17 protein-coding genes are annotated in these 19,361 nt (G+C 71.5%); 8 read left to right on the top strand and 9 right to left on the bottom strand.

Annotation, left to right across the window (positions count from 1 at the left end):
- The first annotated feature begins 34 nt into the window (after positions 1-34).
- The 3 genes from AC068B_RS15005 to idi all read left to right on the top strand — a co-directional run bounded on the left by AC068B_RS15005 (position 35) and on the right by idi (position 2,815).
- The gene (locus tag AC068B_RS15005; RefSeq protein WP_478671833.1) at positions 35-634 is read left to right on the top strand and encodes a hypothetical protein; all 600 of its coding nucleotides are present in this window, start codon (positions 35-37) and stop codon (positions 632-634) included.
- Positions 635-845: 211 nt separating this feature from the next.
- On the top strand, positions 846-2,102 hold the full coding sequence (locus tag AC068B_RS15000; RefSeq protein WP_478671832.1) for a GNAT family N-acetyltransferase: 1,257 nt from the start codon (positions 846-848) through the stop codon (positions 2,100-2,102).
- Between the two features lie 119 nt (positions 2,103-2,221).
- Positions 2,222-2,815 (top strand): isopentenyl-diphosphate Delta-isomerase, encoded by a 594-nt coding sequence (idi, locus tag AC068B_RS14995; protein ID WP_356259614.1) that lies wholly within the window; start codon positions 2,222-2,224, stop codon positions 2,813-2,815.
- A 19-nt stretch (positions 2,816-2,834) separates the two neighbouring features.
- Here idi and AC068B_RS14990 read toward each other — a convergent pair whose 3' ends face one another.
- Both AC068B_RS14990 and AC068B_RS14985 read right to left on the bottom strand, forming a co-directional pair.
- Positions 2,835-3,347 (bottom strand): ATP-binding protein, encoded by a 513-nt coding sequence (locus AC068B_RS14990; RefSeq protein WP_478671830.1) that lies wholly within the window; start codon positions 3,345-3,347, stop codon positions 2,835-2,837.
- 93 nt (positions 3,348-3,440) lie between these two features.
- A complete protein-coding gene (locus AC068B_RS14985) occupies positions 3,441-4,082 on the bottom strand; it encodes an HdeD family acid-resistance protein (protein ID WP_478671829.1) in 642 nt (213 codons plus the stop codon).
- Positions 4,083-4,150: 68 nt separating this feature from the next.
- Between AC068B_RS14985 and AC068B_RS14980 the strand changes: the two genes are divergently transcribed.
- Positions 4,151-4,888 (top strand): enoyl-CoA hydratase/isomerase family protein, encoded by a 738-nt coding sequence (locus AC068B_RS14980; RefSeq protein WP_478671828.1) that lies wholly within the window; start codon positions 4,151-4,153, stop codon positions 4,886-4,888.
- Here the strand turns inward: AC068B_RS14980 and AC068B_RS14975 are convergent.
- Together AC068B_RS14975 and AC068B_RS14970 are read right to left on the bottom strand one after the other, a co-directional pair.
- Positions 4,882-5,514, bottom strand: coding sequence for a DJ-1/PfpI family protein (locus tag AC068B_RS14975; protein ID WP_478671827.1), 633 nt, complete (start codon positions 5,512-5,514; stop codon positions 4,882-4,884). The two genes, AC068B_RS14980 and AC068B_RS14975, sit on opposite strands and share 7 nt — an antisense overlap.
- 7 nt (positions 5,515-5,521) lie before the next feature.
- The gene (locus AC068B_RS14970) at positions 5,522-6,538 is read right to left on the bottom strand and encodes a GlxA family transcriptional regulator (protein ID WP_478671825.1); all 1,017 of its coding nucleotides are present in this window, start codon (positions 6,536-6,538) and stop codon (positions 5,522-5,524) included.
- A gap of 115 nt (positions 6,539-6,653) precedes the next feature.
- On the opposite strand from AC068B_RS14970, the gene AC068B_RS14965 reads away from it, so the two are divergent.
- The 3 genes from AC068B_RS14965 (at position 6,654) to AC068B_RS14955 (ending at position 10,343) form a co-directional block, all read left to right on the top strand.
- A complete protein-coding gene (locus AC068B_RS14965; protein WP_478671824.1) occupies positions 6,654-7,544 on the top strand; it encodes an SCO6745 family protein in 891 nt (296 codons plus the stop codon).
- Between the two features lie 117 nt (positions 7,545-7,661).
- Positions 7,662-7,826, top strand: coding sequence for an LPFR motif small protein (locus tag AC068B_RS14960; protein WP_478671823.1), 165 nt, complete (start codon positions 7,662-7,664; stop codon positions 7,824-7,826).
- A gap of 66 nt (positions 7,827-7,892) precedes the next feature.
- Positions 7,893-10,343 (top strand): Tex family protein, encoded by a 2,451-nt coding sequence (locus AC068B_RS14955; RefSeq protein ID WP_478671822.1) that lies wholly within the window; start codon positions 7,893-7,895, stop codon positions 10,341-10,343.
- Positions 10,344-10,374: 31 nt separating this feature from the next.
- Here the strand turns inward: AC068B_RS14955 and AC068B_RS14950 are convergent, their stop codons facing one another.
- Together AC068B_RS14950 and AC068B_RS14945 are read right to left on the bottom strand one after the other, a co-directional pair.
- Positions 10,375-12,027 (bottom strand): ABC-F family ATP-binding cassette domain-containing protein, encoded by a 1,653-nt coding sequence (locus tag AC068B_RS14950; RefSeq protein WP_478671821.1) that lies wholly within the window; start codon positions 12,025-12,027, stop codon positions 10,375-10,377.
- Positions 12,028-12,086: 59 nt separating this feature from the next.
- Complete coding sequence (locus AC068B_RS14945; RefSeq protein WP_478671820.1) at positions 12,087-13,118, bottom strand: oxidoreductase; 1,032 nt, start codon at positions 13,116-13,118, stop codon at positions 12,087-12,089.
- A gap of 66 nt (positions 13,119-13,184) precedes the next feature.
- On the opposite strand from AC068B_RS14945, the gene AC068B_RS14940 reads away from it, so the two are divergent.
- Entirely contained in the window at positions 13,185-14,138 is a 954-nt protein-coding gene (locus AC068B_RS14940) for an NAD(P)/FAD-dependent oxidoreductase (protein ID WP_478671819.1), read from the top strand.
- 9 nt (positions 14,139-14,147) lie between these two features.
- Here AC068B_RS14940 and AC068B_RS14935 read toward each other — a convergent pair whose 3' ends face one another.
- From AC068B_RS14935 to AC068B_RS14925, 3 genes are all read right to left on the bottom strand, one after another.
- Positions 14,148-15,824, bottom strand: a complete 1,677-nt coding sequence (locus AC068B_RS14935; RefSeq protein ID WP_478671818.1) for a BCCT family transporter — start codon at positions 15,822-15,824, stop codon at positions 14,148-14,150.
- Positions 15,825-15,960: 136 nt separating this feature from the next.
- A complete protein-coding gene (locus AC068B_RS14930; RefSeq protein WP_478671816.1) occupies positions 15,961-17,241 on the bottom strand; it encodes a M14 family metallopeptidase in 1,281 nt (426 codons plus the stop codon).
- Positions 17,238-19,208: a Xaa-Pro dipeptidyl-peptidase gene (locus AC068B_RS14925; RefSeq protein ID WP_478671815.1), complete on the bottom strand. Its 1,971-nt coding sequence runs from the start codon at positions 19,206-19,208 to the stop codon at positions 17,238-17,240. Before AC068B_RS14925 ends, AC068B_RS14930 begins: the two co-directional genes overlap by 4 nt.
- Between the last annotated feature and the right edge of the window lie 153 nt (positions 19,209-19,361).

Raw genomic sequence — 19,361 nt, 5'->3', positions numbered from 1 at the left:
GGTTTCACAAACGCACTTGCTCCGGGGGAAAGCAGTGTCACATCCACGATCTCCCGCACCACCCGGCCCGCCACGGCCCGGCCACGACCCCGATCCGGGGGCCCGGCAGCGGCCGTTCTGGCAGATGGTCACCGCCGTCATCGGCGCGCTGGGCGCGGTCGCCGCGGCCGTCATCGGGGTCAAGGTCGCCGACGGCGGCGAGGAGAAGACGACCGCCGCCGCGCAGAGCACACCGCCCGCGCCAAGGCCGAAACCGTCCCAGCAGTGGAAGGACGGCAACGAGTTCTTCCTGAACGTACCGGCGCGGCCGTACGACCTCGACAGTCCCTGGGCACACATCGACCCACAGGTCTCCGGCTCGGACGTGCAGGTCGTCGGGACCGACAGGAACACCCTCGCGGTGCTGAACGGCGCGACGATGGCGGTCATCACCGAGAGCGGCAAGCCGACCGTCGAGGAGTGCCGGACCCGCGTCTCCGAGACCGAGATGAAGTCGGCCATCATCGAGATCGGGCAGTCCTACTGCTTCAGGACGACCGACGAGAACACGGTCCTGATGCAGGTCAAGCGCCTGCAGAACGATGAGAACGGCATCCGGCAGGTCGTGGTGGCCAACAGCTTCGCCGACGGCTAGCGGTGTCGGCGGTGTTAAAGCGGTCCGAGTAATCTGCGTTCTTGAGTTCCCCGGAGGTGGGTTGATGACTGTCGTGGCTGGCGCTGCTCTGCGCGGCGACATGTGCATCCCCACTTTCCGGGCACGCGTCTGACTTCTCCTACACCGCTCGTACGTCTCGTACGCCACTCGTACGTCGGGTCCGCGGGTCCTTCACTCAAGGATTTCCACGTTGACTGACAACACTTCCGTCGCCCATGCCTTCTTCGCCCTGCACCACGGGCTTCCGCGGCAGGGTCCCGGCTCCGATGCCACCACCAGGCGGCTGCTCTCCCTCGCGGGTGCGCTGCCCGAGCGGCCGCGCGTCCTCGACCTGGGCTGCGGCCCCGGCCGGGCCGCGCTCCTGCTCGCCGCCGAGGCCGGTGCCGAGGTGACCGCCGTCGACCTCCACGAGCCGTTCCTCGACGAGCTCCGGGCCGCGGCCGAGGCACGCGGCCTCACCGGATCGATCACCACCGTCAACGCCGACATGGGGGAACTCCCCTGTCCGGACGGTTCGTTCGACGTCCTCTGGGCCGAGAGCTCGGCCTACAGCATCGGCTTCGACACCGCGCTGCGCACCTGGCGGCGCCTGCTCGCCCCCGGCGGAGTGCTCGTCCTCACCGAGTGCGAGTGGACGGCCGCCGAGCCCTCCGCCACCGCCCGCGCCTTCTGGGAGCAGCACTACACGCTGCGCACCGGCGAGGCGAACGTCCGGGCCGCGACCGGCGCCGGGTACGCCGTGCTCGGCGTGCACCCGCAGCCCGAGTCCGACTGGGCGGAGTACTACGGGCCGCTGGCCGCACGCGCGGACGCGGCGGATCCGGGTGCTCCCGGCATGGCTGAGGCGCTGACCGCCACCCGCGAGGAGCTCGCGATGCGGCGTGACCACGGGACCGATTACGGCTACACCGGCTATGTGCTGCGGCCCGTGGACTCCTGGCCGACCCGCCCGGAGACCGCGGCCGACATCGCCGCCGTGCACGCCCTGAACACCGCCGCCTTCGAGGGCGGTGCGGAGGCCGATCTGGTCGACGCGCTGCGCACGGACGACGAGGCCTGGCTGCCCGGCCTGTCGTACGTCGCCGAGGCGCCCGACGGTTCGGTGGCCGCGCATGCGCTGATCACCCGCTGCCGGGTGGACGGGACACCGGCCCTGGCGCTCGCGCCCGTCGCCACCCTGCCCGAGTACCAGCGGACGGGAGCCGGTTCGGCGGTCGTGCGCGCCGTGCTCGATGCGGCACGCGCGCGTGGAGAGCGGATCGTCCTCGTGCTGGGGCATCCCTCGTACTATCCGAGGTTCGGTTTCAAGCCCGCTTCCGGGTACGGAATCCGGCCGGGCTTCGAGGTGCCCGACGACGCGATGATGGCTCTGGTCCTGAACGGATCCGACGATTCCGCGCAACTGCCGCGGGGCACGATCACCTATCCGGCTGCCTTCGGGGTCTGACCCGCCCCGCGTGTCCCGCCGTGCTCCGGCGCGGCAGGACATGCGGGTTCCGTTAAGTGCCCGCGGTGTCCGGAACGTACGGCAGACTTGGGGTTCGAAGACCGAAGCGAAGGATGCGTATGCCGATCACACCTGCCACCGCGGCGAACAGCTCGTCGAACGGCACCGGAGAAGCGATCTTGCTCGAACTCGTCGACGAGGACGGCAGGACGATCGGCACAGCGGAGAAACTCTCCGCGCATCAGGCGCCCGGGCAATTGCACCGGGCGTTCTCCGTCTTCCTCTTCGACGAGCAGGGCAGGCTGCTGCTGCAGCAGCGCGCCCTCGGCAAGTACCACTCCCCCGGAGTCTGGTCGAACACCTGCTGCGGGCACCCCTACCCGGGTGAGGCCCCGTTCGCGGCGGCCGCCCGGCGTACGTACGAGGAGCTCGGGGTCTCGCCCTCGCTGCTCGCCGAGGCGGGCACGGTGCGCTACAACCACCCGGACCCCGACTCGGGGCTCGTGGAGCAGGAGTTCAACCACCTGTTCGTGGGCATGGTGCAGTCCCCGCTGAACCCCGACCCGGCCGAGATCGGCGGGACCGCTTTCGTGACCGCGGCGGAGCTGGCCGAGCGGCACGAACGAGACCCGTTCTCCGCCTGGTTCATGACCGTGCTCGACGCGGCACGGCCCGCGGTCAAGGAGCTGACGGGCCCCTCGGCGGGCTGGTAGCCACCCACCCGCCGGGCGGTCAGCCGCCGTTGGGCTTCAGGGGCAGGGCCGCCCAGATGACCTTGCCCCCGCTCGCGGTGTGCTCGACGTCGCAGGCGCCGCCCGCCTCCCGCGTGATCTCGCGGACCAGCAGAAGACCGCGCCCGCCCGTCTGCCCGTGGTCCGCCACCAGGGCCGTCGGGCGGTAGGGGTGGTTGTCCTCGACGGACACCCGCACCCACTCGGCGCCGATCGCGACCTCCACGGCGAGCATCGGCGACAGCAGGGCCGCATGGCGCACCGCGTTGGTCACCAGCTCGGAGACGATGACCAGCAGGCCTTGGACCAGGTCGTCCGTCGCCGGTACGCCCTGCCGGGCCAGCAGGTCCCGCACCGCGTGCCGGGCCTGGGGCACGGAGGCGTCGACGGCGGGGGCGGTGAAGCGCCACACACCCTCGTACGGCACCGATCCGCCGCCCCTTGGGAGGGGGCGCTGCCCTCTCCCGTCGTTCCCCATCGTCCGGTCGCCGCCCTCGCGCTCGATTGTTGCCACACGTCGAGTGTTGAGAACGCGCTGGTCCGGACCGCGCCACTGACCAGAAGTCAGCGAGTATCGACGGGATTTGACCGCCTGGGTCGGACACCGTCAGCTGTGCGACTGGTCCTGCCCTCGTTGTTCCGCCTTGAAGCGTTCTTCAGGTTGTACGAGGCTGACGATCCGGCGGCCGCCGATTCCGGTGGCGATCAGGCCGAGGCCGTCGAAGAGCAGCGTCAGGGAGAAGAAGCACCCGATCACGTACTGACTGCTGCTGGGCCAACCGGCGAGGACCAGGATACCGATCAGCAGGCCGAAGGCACCCTGCAGCAGCGTCAGGGCGAACTGCGGGCCGCGTACGACCATGCTGCCGACCAGCCGGAACACACCGCCCGTCAGGAAGAGCAGGGCCGCGAACATGGTCAGCGCCTCCGCCGCCACGTCGGGCCTGCGGATGACCACGACGCCCGCCGCGAGGTTCAGCGCGGCGACCACGACGCCCAGCCAGAAGAAGCTGCTGCCCCGCGACTGGACGGCGTGCAGCAGGCCGACGATGCCGCCGATGAGCAGGAGCCAGCCGAACAGGAGCATCGAGGTCAGCGTGGCGACACCGGTGTAGACGAGGCCGACGAGTCCGGCCACGGCCAGGACCACGCCGAGCAGGGCGAGCCAGCCGAAGCTGCGGCTGACCGTCCTGGCCTCCGAGGCGGCCGTGTCGTCCCTGTCGTCGCTATCGTCCCTGGGTCCGGCCATCAGCGTCTCCCTCTCGCTCGGCCCCCTTCTTGATCGTACGTTCGAGGGGTGCGGATAGCATCCGGCGCATGGAGCCGCAGCTGAGCCACACCGTCACGGACGGCGTCGCCACCGTCCTCATCGACCATCCGGCCAAGCGCAACGCGATGACCGCCGACATGTGGCGGCAGGTGCCACCGCTGTTCGAGGGCCTCGGCGCCGACCCGGCCGTGCGCGCCGTGGTCCTCACCGGCGCGGGCGACACGTTCTGCGCGGGCGCCGACATCTCCACGCTGCGGGAGTCGCCCGGCACCGCGCAGGACCTCGCGGTGCGGGCCGAGGACGCCCTCGCGGCCTTCCCCAAGCCGACGCTCGCGGCGGTGCGGGGCTACTGCGTGGGCGGCGGCGCGCAGCTGGCGGGCGCGTGCGACCTGCGGTTCGCGGACGAGGGTGCCTCGTTCGGTGTCACTCCGGCCAAGCTCGGCATCGTCTATCCGGCGTCGTCCACGCGCCGCCTGGTGTCGCTTGTGGGGCCCGCCACCGCCAAGTACCTGCTCTTCTCCGGAGAGTTGATCGGCGCCGAACGGGCGCTGCGCACCGGCCTGGTGGACGAGGTGCTGCCGTCGGGCGAGCTGGACAAGCGGGTCGCCGAGTTCACCCGGATCCTCGTGTCGCGTTCCCTCCTGACACAGGCGGCCGCCAAGGAGTTCGCCACGGGCCGCACGGACCGGGACGCGTACTGGACGGAGCAGGCGCGCGGCAGCGGCGACACCGCGGAGGGGGTCGCCGCCTTCCTGGAGCGCAGGCAGCCGCGCTTCACCTACTGACCGAAGCGGCTCCCGGCCCGGAACTTCGCGACGATGTGCGCGGGCGCCTTCTCCGGGGACCCGGCGTCGTAGGGCGGCTGGGGGTCGTACTCGGTCAGCAGCTGTACGGTCTGCGCGTGCTCGTCGCCCGCGATCTTCCCGGCCAGGGTGAGGCCCATGTCGATGCCCGCGGAGACACCGGCCCCGGTGACGTACTTGCCGTCAAAGACGACCCGCTCCCCCGTCGACTCCACGCCGAGCCGGTCCAGCTCGGCCAGCGCGAGCCAGTGCGAGGTGGCGCGGCGGCCCTTGAGGAGGCCCGCGGCGGCCAGCGCGAGCGAGCCCGTGCACACCGAGGTCGTCCAGGTGGTGGTGGCGTCGACCGCGCGGAGCCAGCCGAGGAGCGCCTCGTTCTCCATCTGGTCGCTCTGGCCGGGGCCGCCGGGCACGACCACGATGTCGGGCCGCTGGACCTCGGCGAAGGACTTGTCGGCGACAAGGGCGAGGGAGCCGTTGTCGTCCCGCACGGGGCCCGCCTGCTCGGCCACGAAGACGGTCTCGGCGCCCGGGAGGCTGCTCAGGGTCTGGTAGGGGCCGATGGCGTCCAGGACGGTGAAGCGCTCGTACAGGGCGATGGCGATCTGCATGGTGTCCCTATCGGTGTGAGTGGGCGTGCCGGGTGGGTGCGTGGACCGGTGCGGCAAGTGCGGCCGGTGCGGGGTGGAAGCGGCGGCGGTACTCGGCCGGTGCCGCGCCGAGCAGCTTCACGAAGGCGCGGCGCATGGCCTCCGGGGTGCCGTAGCCGCAGGCGCGGGAGATCTCCTCGACCCCGTCGGAGGTGTCCTCCAGGAGGCGTCGGGCGTGTTCGATGCGGACCCGCTCGACGTACTTGCCCGGTGTGAGGCCGGTGTCCGCCTGGAAGGCGCGGGCGAAGTGGCGGGGCGAGAGGCGGGCGCGCGCGGCGAGCGCGTCGACCGAGAGGTCGTCGGCCGGGTGCTCGGTGATCCACTGCTGGACCTCGCGCAGCGGCTCGCGCCGCGCGGTCTGCGCGGCGAGCTGGACGCTGAACTGCGCCTGGTTCCCCGGGCGCCGCAGGAAGACCACCAGATGGCGGGCGACCGTGAGGGCCACCTCGCGACCCAGGTCCTCCTCCACGAGCGCCAGGGCGAGGTCGATGCCCGCGGTGACCCCGGCGGACGTCGCGACATGGCCGTCGCGCACGTAGATGGGGTCGGGGTCGACCTCGACGCCCGGGTGGTCCCTGGCGAGCCGTTCGCAGTACGCCCAGTGCGTCGTCGCCCTGCGCCCCTCCAGGAGCCCCGCCTCGGCGAGCCTGATCGCGCCGGTGCAGACCGACACCAGGCGCTCCGCGCGCGGGCCGTGCTCGCGCAGCCAGCCGGTCAGCTCCGGGGCCTGCCCGCGGGTGCCGAGGCCGCCCGGGACCAGCAGCGTGTGCGGCTCGGGAGCGTCGGCGAGCGTGGAGTCCGGGACCAGGGTGAGGCCGCTGGACGTGCGCACGGGCCCGCCGTCCAGGGAGGCGGTGCGGACTAGGTAGCCGCCCTTGGGGTCGGCCGTGCAGAGCCCGGCCCCCGTGAACACCTCCACGGGGCCCGTGACATCAAGGCTCTGGACGTCGTCGAAGAGCACGACCAGGACGATTCGCTGCGCCATGCCCTAGATTCTTCGCCCGGCCCGCGATGTCCGCAATGACAAAGACCCCACCTTTCCTGCCATCTCGCCGAACCATCTCACGCGCCACATACTGACCAGTAGGTAACGTGCACTCATGACCTCTTCGACGACTTCCTCCTCGTCCGCCGCACTGGAGTCGCGGGCCGGGCGCCGCTGTCACAACGTCCTCAACCCGCTGCACTCCGCGCACTACTTCTCGCCGGACGTGAACCGGGAGCTCAGCGGCCTCGGGATCACCCACCGCAGCGCCGTCAACTTCGCCGTGCGCGCGGCCGCGCTGGGCGCCGTCGGCCCCGGGACCGTGACCGCCGCCTTCTACAACTACAAGTACGAGCTCGTGGCCGCGCACGTCCCCGAGGTGTGGCGGACCGCCTCGCCCGAGGACATCCTGGCGGCGCGCCTGCGGGGCGTCGACACGACGCTGCGGCGGCTGCTCGGCGAGGAGCTCGTCGCCTCGCCGGAGATGGCGGAGGCCGCGGGCCTTGCGCTGCGTGCCACCGAGGCCTGCACCCGCGGCGCGCGCCCGCTGTACGCCGCACACGCCGACCTGCCCGTCCCCGAGGAGCCGCACCTCGCCTACTGGCACGCGGCGACGCTGCTGCGCGAGCACCGCGGCGACGGCCACCTCACCGTGCTGCTCGGCGCCGAACTCGACGGCCTCGAAGCCATGGTGAGCCACACGGCCACCGGCAAGGGCACCCGGCCGAAGTGGGTCTTCTCCACCCGCGGCTGGAACCAGGAGGAGTGGGACGCGGCGACGGACCGGCTGCGGGACCGCGGGCTGCTGGACGGCGAGGGCGAGTTGACGGAGGACGGCGTGGCGCTGCGCCGGGACATCGAGGCCGAGACGGACCGCCTCGACCGCGCGCCCTACGAGCACCTCGGCGCCGCGGGCATCGAGCGTCTGACCGAACTCGGCACCCTCTTCGTCGGCAAGGCGATGCAGGCCGGGGCGTTCCCCGCGGACCTGCTCGGCAAGCGCTGAGCGGGTGCGCGCCCGGCGTCCGCCGCCCGGCGCGCATGGCTTCGCGCGACCGAGGTACCCGTTCGTCCACCGGCTCCGCCGACCCCCGGCGGCGTCGGGGACGAAAGGGGAGTACTCATGTTCCGTGCCATCGCGGACGTCCTGCGCCAGATCGGCGCCGCCATCGCCACCGTCGTCACGCTGCCGTTCCGGGCACTGGCCCGGCTGTTCGGCGGAGCGTCCCGTTCCGCGGGGCGGGGCGGGCGGCGGTCGGGACACACGGGCCGGGCCAGCCGGGTCTGATCACCCTCTGTCGGCGCCACCTGCCACAATTGCCCGGCAACCTCAGCGAGAAGGCGGTACCGGAACGTGGCAGCTTTGAAGACGTCCACCCCAGCATCCATCGAAGGCAGGATCGCCGAGGAGCTCGGCGTACGGGAGCGGCAGGTGAAGGCCGCCGTCGACCTGCTCGACGGCGGCTCCACGGTGCCCTTCATCGCGCGCTACCGCAAGGAAGCGACCGAAATGCTCGACGACGCGCAGCTGCGCACGCTCGAAGAGCGCCTGCGCTACCTGCGCGAGCTGGAGGACCGGCGCGCCGCGATCCTCGAATCGGTCCGTGAGCAGGGCAAGCTCACCGACGAGCTCGAGGCGCGGATCCGGGAGGCGGACACCAAGGCACGCCTGGAGGACATCTACCTGCCCTTCAAGCCGAAGCGGCGCACGAAGGCGCAGATCGCCCGCGAGGCGGGGCTCGAGCCCCTGGCCGACGGGCTGCTCGCCGACCCGACCGTGGAACCGCAGGCCGCGGCCGCCGCGTTCGTCGACGCCGACAAGGGCGTCGCGGACGCGCAGGCCGCCCTGGACGGCGCACGGGCGATCCTCGCCGAGCGGTTCTCCGAGGACGCCGACCTGATCGGCGAGCTGCGCGAGCGCATGTGGGTGCGCGGCAGGCTCGCCGCGAAGGTCAGGGACGGCAAGGAGGAGGCGGGCGCCAAGTTCGCCGACTACTTCGACTTCGCCGAGCCCTTCACCGACCTGCCCTCGCACCGCATCCTCGCCATGCTGCGCGGTGAGAAGGAGGAGGTCCTCGACCTCGTCCTCGAACCCGAGGAGCCCGCCGCCACGCCGGGCACCCCGTCCTCGTACGAGGGCATCGTCGCCCACCGCTTCGACATCGCCGACCGCGGCAGGCCCGGCGACAAGTGGCTCCAGGACACGGTCCGCTGGTCCTGGCGGACGCGGATCCTCGTGCACCTCGGGATCGACCTGCGGCTGCGGCTGCGGACCGCCGCCGAGGACGAGGCGGTGCGGGTCTTCGCGTCGAACCTGCGCGACCTGCTGCTTGCGGCGCCCGCGGGCACCCGCGCGACGCTCGGCCTCGACCCCGGTTTCCGTACGGGCGTGAAGGTCGCCGTCGTCGACGCGACCGGCAAGGTCGTCGCGACCGACACGATCCACCCGCACGTCCCGGCCAACAAGTGGGACCAGTCCCTCGCGACGCTCGCGCGGCTCGCCGAGGAGCACGGGGTCGACCTGATCGCCGTCGGGAACGGCACGGCGTCGCGCGAGACCGACAAGCTCGCCGGTGAACTCATCACCAAGCACCCCGAGCTGAAGCTCACGAAGGTGATGGTCTCCGAGGCGGGCGCGTCCGTGTACTCGGCTTCGGCCTTCGCCTCGCAGGAGCTGCCCGACCTGGACGTCTCGATCCGTGGCGCTGTCTCCATCGCGCGGCGCCTCCAGGACCCGCTGGCCGAGCTGGTGAAGATCGACCCCAAGTCGATCGGTGTCGGGCAGTACCAGCACGACCTGTCCGAGGTGAAGCTGTCGCGCTCCCTCGACGCGGTCGTCGAGGACTGTGTGAACGGCGTGGGTGTGGACGTCAACACCGCCTCCGCCCCGCTCCTCTCCCGGGTCTCCGGCATCGGCGCGGGCCTCGCGGAGAACATCGTGGCGCACCGCGACACGAACGGCCCGTTCAAGAGCCGCAAGGGCCTCAAGGACGTCGCCCGGCTCGGCCCGAAGGCGTACGAGCAGTGCGCGGGCTTCCTCCGCATCCGCGGCGGCGACGACCCGCTGGACGCCTCCAGCGTGCACCCCGAGGCCTACCCCGTGGTGCGCAAGATGGTGAAGTCGGCGGGCGGGGAGGTCGGTTCGCTGATCGGCAACACGGCGGCGCTGCGCTCCCTGAAGCCGGACGCGTTCGTGGACGAGGTCTTCGGACTGCCCACGGTCACGGACATCCTGAAGGAGCTGGAGAAGCCCGGACGCGACCCGCGGCCCGCCTTCAAGACGGCGACCTTCAAGGACGGGGTCGAGAAGCTCTCCGACCTGGCCGCCGGAATGGTCCTCGAAGGCGTCGTGACGAACGTGGCCGCGTTCGGGGCGTTCGTGGACGTCGGCGTCCACCAGGACGGCCTGGTGCACGTGTCCGCCATGTCCAAGACGTTCGTCAAGGACCCGCGGGACGTCGTGAAGCCCGGCGACATCGTCAAGGTGAAGGTCATGGACGTCGACATCCCGCGCAAGCGGGTCTCGCTGACGCTGCGCCTCGACGACGAGGCGAACGCCTCCGGCGGGGACGGGGAGCAGCCGAAGCGGGGCGGGGGCCGTCCGCCTCAGCAGCGGCAGCGCGGCCAGGGCGGTGGTTCGGGCGGCGGTCAGGGCCGACGCCAGCAGGGCCAGGCGCAAGGTCAGGGCCAGGGGCAGCGGGGCGGTCGCGGGCAGAAGCCGCAGCGGCAGGGCCCGCCGCCCGCCAACGACGCGATGGCCGATGCGTTGCGGCGGGCCGGGCTGGTCGACCCGAAGCGGCGCTGATACGACGCCGTAGGACAGCGAGGGGTGGAGGTCAGAGTGGCAGTTCCGCCACTTTGCCCTCCGCCACCTCCAGGCGGCGCGTCACGCGGACCGCGTCCAGCATCCTGCGGTCGTGCGTGACCAGGAGCAGGGTGCCCTCGTAGGCCTCCAGGGCCGTCTCCAGCTGCTCGATCGCGGGCAGGTCCAAGTGGTTGGTCGGCTCGTCCAGGACGAGGAGGTTGACACCTCGGCCCTGGAGCAGCGCGAGGCCCGCGCGGGTCCGCTCGCCCGGGGAGAGCGTGGCCGCCGAGCGCAGCACGTGGTCCGCCTTGAGGCCGAACTTGGCGAGCAGCGTGCGGACTTCGGCCGGTTCGGTGTCGGGGACGGCCGCGCAGAACGCGTCCAGCAGGGACTCCTCGCCGTGGAACAGGGCGCGGGCCTGGTCGACCTCGCCGACCAGCACGCCCGAGCCGAGGGCGGCGTGGCCCACGTCCAGCGGCACGCGTCCCAGGAGGGCCGCAAGCAGTGTCGACTTGCCCGAGCCGTTCGCGCCGGTGATCGCCACGCGGTCCGCCCAGTCGATCTGCAGGGTGACCGGGCCGAGCGTGAACGTGCCCCGGTGCACCTCCGCGTCGCGCAGGCTCGCGACGACCGCGCCGGAGCGGGGTGCGGCCGCGATCTCCATGCGCAGCTCCCACTCCTTGCGGGGCTCCTCGACGACGTCCAGGCGCTCGATCATGCGCTGGGTCTGGCGGGCCTTCGCCGCCTGCTTCTCGCTGGCGTCGCTGCGGAGGTTGCGGCCGATCTTGTCGTTGTCGCCGCCCGACTTGGCCTTGCGGCGGGCGTTCTTGACGCCCTTGTCGGCCCAGGAGCGCTGCATCTGGGCGCGGCCCTGGAGCGCGGCCTTCTTGTCGGCGTACTCGTCGTACTCGTCGCGGGCGTGCCTGCGGGCCGTGTCGCGCTCCTCCAGGTACGCGTCGTAGCCGCCTCCGTAGAGGTTGATCTGCTGCTGGGCCAGGTCGAGTTCGAGGACCTTGGTGACGGTGCGGGTGAGGAACTCGCGGTCGTGGCTGACCACGACCGTGCCCGCGCGCAGACCGCGGACGAAGGACTCCAGGCGTTCCAGGCCCGCCAGGTCGAGGTCGTTGGTCGGCTCGTCCAGGAGGAACACGTCGTAGCGGGAGAGGAGGAGGGAGGCCAGTCCGGCGCGGGCCGCCTGGCCGCCCGAGAGCGACGTCATGGGCTGGTCCAGGCTCACGGCGAGGCCCAGGGAGTCGGCGACCTCCTCCGCGCGCTCGTCGAGGTCCGCGCCGCCGAGCGCGAGCCAGCGCTCCAGGCTGTTCGCGTACGCGTCGTCCGCGCCCGGGGCGCCGTCCACGAGGGCCTGGGTGTCCTCGTCCATGACGCGCTGGGCCTCGGCCACGCCGGTGCGGCGGGCCAGGAAGGCGCGGATGGTCTCGCCCGGGCGGCGCTCCGGCTCCTGGGGAAGGTGTCCCACGGAGGCGGTGGGCGGCGAGAGCCGCAGCTCTCCCCCTTCGGGGGCGTCAAGGCCCGCGAGCAGCCTCAGCAGGGTGGACTTGCCCGCTCCGTTGGCACCGACCAGACCGATGACGTCGCCTGGGGCGACGACGAGGTCCAGTCCGGCGAACAGGGTGCGGTCGCCGTGGCCGGCGGCGAGGTCTTTGGCGACGAGGGTTGCGGTCATCAGGGGGCAATTGTAGATCTGCGCGTGGGGCGGCCGGTGCGCCTGCCCGGCGGGGGCGCCTAGCGGGACGTGGGGCTGACCAGGACGTGCGTGGAGGTTCGGGCCACCACGTAGGCAGAGCCCTTCGTGGCCTTGGGGGTCAGGGGGACCTGGTGGCGCCCGGGCTCCAGGACCTCGTCGAAGACCTCGTGGATGTGGGTGCGGGACAGGCGGTCCATCCGGTACGCCGTGAGCTGGACCCGGCACGTCGATGTGACGTCCAGCTCCGCCGAGCGGGGACCGGCCGCGAGGCGGGTGAGGCGGCGCTGTTCCTGGGGGCTGCGGTCCAGGGCGTACTCGATCTGGGCGACCAGGAGCGGGATGATCGGGGCGAGGCCGTCCACATAGGCGACCGGGACGTCCGCGCCGTCGAAGACGGCGCGGACGGACTGCCGGGTGGCTTCGGGCACCGTGGGACCGAAGGCCACCGCCCCGTACGTGCGGAGTTCGTCGGGTGCGACACCCGTCGCGTCCGACGCGATCTCCGCGCCGATCCCGATCGTGCGGAGCGCCGCGGCGAGCTTGGCGAGGGTCGCCACCCGGGCGCCGATGAGGAGCACCCGGCGACGGGCCTGCGGGTCGTCATCCGCGAGCAACTGCCCCAGCGCCGCCCGGTATTCGTCGCCGTGGAAGCGGAAGGGCCCTATGCCGTGGTAGCCGTTGAGCTCCAGGTCGGCCCGTTCCGTGGTCTGCCAGGCGAAGTCGCGCCAGACGAAGTCGTCGGCGCCGTCGGCGCTCTTCTCGATCACGGCCGTGACCGCGCCGCACTCCAGGCCCTCGCACTCGGGGCAGCCGTATATGACGTAGCGCCCCTCCTCCAGCGGAGCCTGCGCCTCCAGGAGCAGTCGGCGGACATGGGCGGTGAAGATCGCCGGTGGAATGTCGGAGGCGAGCGGCGACACCGCGTCGAGGTCGGACAGTTGGAAGAGGAGGGGGCGGCCGTTGACGATGAAGTCGACGAAATCCCGGTGCACTTGGTAGTCACCGTTGGCGAGAACCCCACCGGCGCGCATGGCCGGTGCCAGACCGAAGGTCGCGTACTCGGCAGACATGCTGTGAGTATCCCCACCTGACGTGTGATGTGAGCACGGCATCGCACATTCCGATACGTTCCCGGGATGGCTGATGACGATGTGATCGTGGTGGGCAGTGGGGTCGTCGGGCTCACCACCGCGATCGTGCTGGCGGAGCTGGGGCGGCGGGTGCGCGTGTGGAGCCGGGAGCCCGCCGAGCGGACCACCTCGGCCGTTGCGGGCGGCCTGTGGTGGCCCTACCGCATCGAGCCCGCGGATTCGGCGGGCGAGTGGGCCCTGCAATCCCTCGTCGTGTACGAGGAGTTGGCGGGGCGCGGTCCGCTCACCGGCGTACGCATGGTCGAGGGCGTACATGCCGAGACGGGTCTGGACGAGTTGGGGGCGTGGGCCTCGCGGGTGGGCGGGCTGCGGGTCGCGGCACGGGCGGAGTACGCGGGACGCGGGTTGTGGGCGCGGCTGCCGCTCATCGACATGCCGGTCCATCTCGCCTGGCTGCGGGGGCGGCTGCGCGCCGCGGGCGGCGTCCTGGAGGAGCGTGCGGTCGGGCGGCTCGCGGAGCCTTCGGCCGAGGCGTCCGCCGTGGTGAACTGTTCGGGGCTCGGCGCGCGCGATCTCGTACCGGATGAAGGGGTGTATCCGGTGCGGGGGCAGCTCGTCGTGGTGGAGAACCCGGGGATCGAGACGTGGTTCACGGCCGCCGACTCCGCGTCGGCCTCGACGACGTACTTCCTGCCGCAGCCGGGCGGTCTCGTACTCGGTGGGACCGCGGAGGACGGCGACTGGTCGGCCGATCCTGACCCTGCCGTGGCGGACGCCATCGTCGCGCGGTGCGCCGCGGTGCGTCCTGAGATCGCCGGGGCCCGTGTCCTCGCGCACCGGGTGGGGCTGCGCCCGGCCCGGCACCGCGTACGTCTGGAGCGTGAGCGGACTCCGGAGGGCGGGGTGCTCGTGCACAACTACGGGCACGGCGGTGGTGGTGTGACGGTGGCCTGGGGTTGCGCCCAGGAGGCGGCGCGGCTGGTGGGCGCCGCCTCCTGAGGCGGCCGGTCAGCGGGAGGCGACCGGGTCGTTGTCCTGTTCCGGGCCGTCGCCGTCGTCGCTGGCGGGGCCGATCTGGAGCTCGAAGTCACCGTCGTGGTGCTCGTGGCCGGCGATGACGGCCTTCTCCAGGACCTCGGTGCCGTGCTCGCCGCGCACGATCAGCGGGTCGTGGCGCAGGTCCCGCATGAGGGCCACGCACATGCCGATCATCACGATGGTGAACGGCGCCGCGACCAGGATCGTGAGGTTGCGCAGGCCGGTGAGCGCGTCGTCCGAGCCGTCGCCGATCAGCAGCATGACCGCACCGACGGCGCCGGTCACGATGCCCCAGAAGACCACGACGAACCGGCCGGGTTCGAGGGCGCCCTTCTGGGAGAGCGTGCCCATGACGATGGACGCGGCGTCGGCGCCCGACACGAAGAAGATGCCGACGAGGATCATCACGAGCAGGCTGGTCACGGTGGCGATCGGGTATTCGTGCAGCAGGCCGAAGAGCTGGGCCTCCTGGGACATCTCACCCTTGAGCCCACCGCGGTCGGAGACGGTCATGGCGGTGCCGCCGAAGACCGCGAACCAGATGAGGCTGACGGTGCTCGGCACCAGGATGACGCCGCCGACGAACTGACGGATCGTACGGCCGCGGCTGATCCGCGCGATGAACATGCCGACGAAGGGCGTCCAGGAGATCCACCAGGCCCAGTAGAAGACCGTCCAACTGCTCAGCCAGTCCGCGACGCCCTTGCCGCTGGACGCCTCGGTACGGCCGATGAGCTGCGGCAGGTCGTTGAGGTAGGCGCCGATGGAGGTGGGCACCATGTCGAGGATGATGACCGTGGGGCCCGCGATGAAGACGAAGAGGACGAGCAGCCCGGCCAGCACCATGTTGATGTTGGAGAGCCACTGCACGCCCTTCTCCACACCGGAGATGGCGGACGCCACGAAGGCCAGCGTCAGCACGGCGATGATGACGACGAGCAGGCCGGTGCTCGCGTCGTCCATCCAGTCGAGGACCTCGATGCCGCTGCCGATCTGCAGGGCGCCGAGGCCCAGCGAGGCGGCCGAGCCGAAGAGCGTGGCGAAGATGGCCAGGATGTCGATGACCCGGCCCCAGGCGCCGTGTGCGTGCTTCTCGCCGATGAGCGGCTCGAAGACGGCACTGATGGTCTGTCGCCGGTTGCGGCGGAAGGTGCTGTACGCGATGGCCAGGCCCACGACCGCGTAGATCGCCCACGGGTGGAGCGTCCAGTGGAAGAGGGTGGTGGCCATCGCGGTCTCCATGGCCGCGGGCGCGTCCGCCGGGTCGGTGCCCGGCGGTGGCGAGGTGAAGTGGGCCAGGGGCTCGCTCACTCCGTAGAACATCAGGCCGATGCCCATACCGGCGCTGAACATCATGGCGACCCAGGAGACGGTGCGGAACTCCGGGTCCTCACCCTCCCGTCCGAGGGTGATCTTTCCGTACCGGCTGACGGCCAGCCAGAGCGCGAAGACGACGAACCCGGTGGCGGTCAGCATGAAGAACCAACCGCCGTTGTGCATCAGACCGTTGAGCATGTCCGTGGAGACATTCTCGAGCGAGTCCGTCGACACCGCGCCCCAGACGACGAACGCGAGCGTGAGCACGGCGGTGACGCCGAACACCACCCGGTCCGTCTGTGGGGATCGGCCGCCGTGGTGGGGCGCCATGATCTCCGACGCCCCTCCCCCGTCGTCCGCTTTATGCTGATCCTGCGTCACAAGTGACACCTTTCAAGGGGTCTGCATTGAGTCGAGACTTTGTTCTCCGTTACCCCCTACCACATGTGACGCACCTCTCACCTTTTCAACAGGCCATGTCGGGCGTACCTGTGACCATGTGATACGGCGCACGCTCGTCGAGCAGCAGCGGCACGAGGGCCCGCGCGGACTGCCGCAGCGGCACGTACGCGCCAGATTCGGTGCGCTTCACGGTGACTCCGTGCAGGGCAAGTTCGTCCTTGATGTCGCGGTACTGAGCGGCGCTCAGACGGTAACCGCAGGGCGGGTCCTGGATGATCTCGGACGGCTCGGCGGGGTCGTTGTCCGCGCCGCCGACGTAGACCGGGCCGCGGTCGCGGAAGCCCTCGGCGCGGGCCGCTCCGGTGGCCGCCTCCAGCGTCCCGCGGCGCTCGTCCGTGAAGTCGAGCAGGCCGCCGAGCGCGGAGCGTTGGGACGTCACGCGGCGCCGGTTGTTCAGCGCCTCGTCCCTCTTCTCCGCGTCCGTGAGGGGATCGACGCGGCTCTCGATCAGCAGCCCGGCGGCGTGCTTGATGCCGGACATGTTGCGCAGGATGCGCTCCTGGCCGTCGCCCGCGGTCTGCTTGATGGGGTCGCCGGTGACGGGGTCGGTCCAGATGCCGTACGTGCCCGTGCTGTACCCGTCGCCCTCGGCGGCCGGTCGCACGTACGCCTTCGACAGCGTCTGCGCCTCGCCGTGCACGGCCTCGTCGGTGTTGAGGTTGCGCGGCCAGAGGTCGAACAGGTCCTTCTCGTAGTACTTGGGAGTGGACCCGTACTCGTGCAGGTCGTAGATGACGTCGGGCTTGCGGTCCCTGATCACCGCGGCCATGGCGCGGGCCTCGGCGGTCTGCAGGGCGAGGTGGTCGCGGTTGATGTCGGTGCCGTCGGAGTTGCCGCGGGTGTCGGCGGCACGCCCGTCCGGATTGGCGGTCGGCACGACGAGGAGCGTGGTGCGGCTGAGGAAGCGTTTCGTCTTCTTGTCCTTCGCGTACGCCAGGTCGCGGATCGTGGACAGACACGCCTCGCGGCCCGACGGCTCGTCGCCGTGCTGGCTGCAGATCAGCAACACCGTGTTCTTCGCCGGGCGTTCGCCGATGCGCACCAGCTGCACGGGACGGTCCTGCTTGGTCGTGCCGATGCGGGCGACCGAGACCCGCTTCGTGGCCCGGTCCACGGTGGCGAGGAGGTCCTGTTCCTCGGGCTGCGTGGTCCAGCGCGCCCCGTTGGTCTCCTCGAATCCGGTACGGGGCGGGGTCGGCGTCGCCTGGGCGGGCGCCGTCAGGAGTGGCGCGGCGAGTGCGGCGGTGGCGCAGGCGAGCGCCAGGGAGCGGATACGCGGAGTCATGAAGTGCTGCCTCCCGGGACGGGGTTGATGCGACGCGGCGGGGCCACGCCGTCGAGACGGGATGCGCGGGGGATGACGTTTGCGGAGGTGGTGAACGCGTCCGCGCCGCCGACCAGGGGCAGTTTCGCCGAGGTGCGGGCCAGGTCGACGGTGAGCGTCGGGGTGTCGGCGGGGGGTTCGATCAGATTCCGGTCGGTGCCCGCCACGATCAGCGCGAGCCGGTGGCCCTTGGGCACGACGTGGTCGGTGGCGGCGAGGTCGAGGGTGATGGTGTGCGGCTTGCCCGGGGTGAGCGGGCGGCCGTGGCCTGCGTCGGCCCAGTTGCCGAGGTCGGCCCAGCCCCGGCTGAAGATCGTGTAGTCGACGTCGGCGGTCTTCGCGCGCGTCTCCTTGAAGCAGGAGCTGTCACCCGTGGTGCTCGCTCCCCAGCACGTGCGTTCGGGAAGGGTGGTGATGCCCTCGCCCGTGGCGGCGTAGTCCCGGATGGTGTCGGGGCCCAGGTCGACGAGGACCGCGGAGAGGTGCGCGGTGCGGGTCGTCGGGGTCGCGGTGACGGTCACCGTCGAGGAGCCGGACAGCCTGAGGTCACGGGCGAGCGGTTTGCTGGTGAAGCCCGCCTTGCCCGGTGTCGATGTGTCGATCTGCTCGGCCCAGGCCGTCTCGCTCAGGCGCGGGTCGTCGGTGAACGTCTCGGTGCCCTTGCCGGGCCGGATGCCGAGGGTGCCGACGCCCGGCGCCGTGCCCTTGGCGGGGCGGAGCTGGACGGCGCGGGTGCCGCGTGGCGGCCAGACGCGGTCGGTGCTCCAGCGGTCCGGGGCGCGCTCGATGTCGGCCATCGGCTCGCGGTCGACTCCGTTGTCGTAGCCGAGGAGTTCATGATCGAACCAGCGGTGCAGGGTGCGGACCCAGTCGGCGCGGCGGAAGTCGAACGGGTCGACGTGGCCGGTCTGGCTGAGCCAGATCTTGCGGTCGACGCCGTTCTCGGCGAGCGCGTCCCACCACTGGCCGAAGTGCTTGGTGCGGACGTTGAGGTCCTGCATGCCGTGGACGACGAAGACGCTGGCGCGCACCTTGTCGGCGTCCGGGACGTGGTCGCGCTCGCTCCACAGCGGGGTCCAGTCGCCGGAGCGGGGTGCCCCGTCGACCAGGCGCTGCTGCACGGCGCCGCAGCGGGCGCGGGCCTCGGGACTCTCCACGAGGTTCGCCAGCCGGTCGGGGCCGCTGCCGTAGAGCGGGGCGCCCTTGGCGAAGTAGTAGTCGTACCAGGAGGAGATCGCGCCGATCGGGACGATGGTCTTGAGGCCGCGCACTCCGGTGGCGGCCACGCCCTGCGCGACGGTCCCGTCGTAGCTCTTGCCGATCATTCCGGTGGCGCCGTTGGTCCAGGTGGCCTTCGTGCGCTCGCCGCCGGTGCGGCTGGTGTAGCCGTGGGCGCGGCCGTTCAGCCAGTCGACGACGGCCTTGGCGGAGCGGACGTCGGAGCGGCCGCCGACGTCGACGCAGCCGTCGGAGCGGTTCGTGCCCGCGAGGTCCACGGCGACGTAGCCGTAGCCGCGGGGCACGAAGTAGTTGTCGTAGTACAGCGGGAGCTGGACCGGGTCGCCGTTCTCGTCGTACGTCTTCAGCTGGCTCTCGTTGCCGCGTCCGCAGCAGGAGTAGTACGGGCTCGCGTCCATGATCACGGGTATCCGGCGGCCCGTGCGGTCGAGTTCACGGGGTCTGACTATGTCGACGGCGACGCGGTCGGCCTTGCCGTCCGCGTCGCCGTCGATCCCGATGTCGACCCATACGGATTCGCGTATCGCGTCCTCGTACGAGTACACGGGTCTGCTCTCGCCCGGTGTGCGCGGGGCCGGGGCGGCCCCCTGCGCTGCGACCGGGGACATGAGGGTGGCGATCAGGGCGGCGAGGGCCGCCGTCAGCAGTGTTCTCCACAGGATGCGGGTGCGTCGCGCACGTATCGGCATGGCGCGGAAGCTACACCGGTGAACTCCTGTGCGACAGAGGGCCGCACGCAGCAGCGACAGGTGCATGGGACATCCAGGCACATGTCGGCCGAATGGCAATCGTGTGACGTATGGGGCCATGGACATGACGCATGCGGAAGGGGCTGAATAGGC

It is taken from the genome of Streptomyces sp. NPDC042371, from assembly GCF_056437465.1.
The sequence above is the reverse complement of the archived record's forward strand: the minus strand, read 5'-3'. Positions and strand labels throughout refer to the sequence as shown.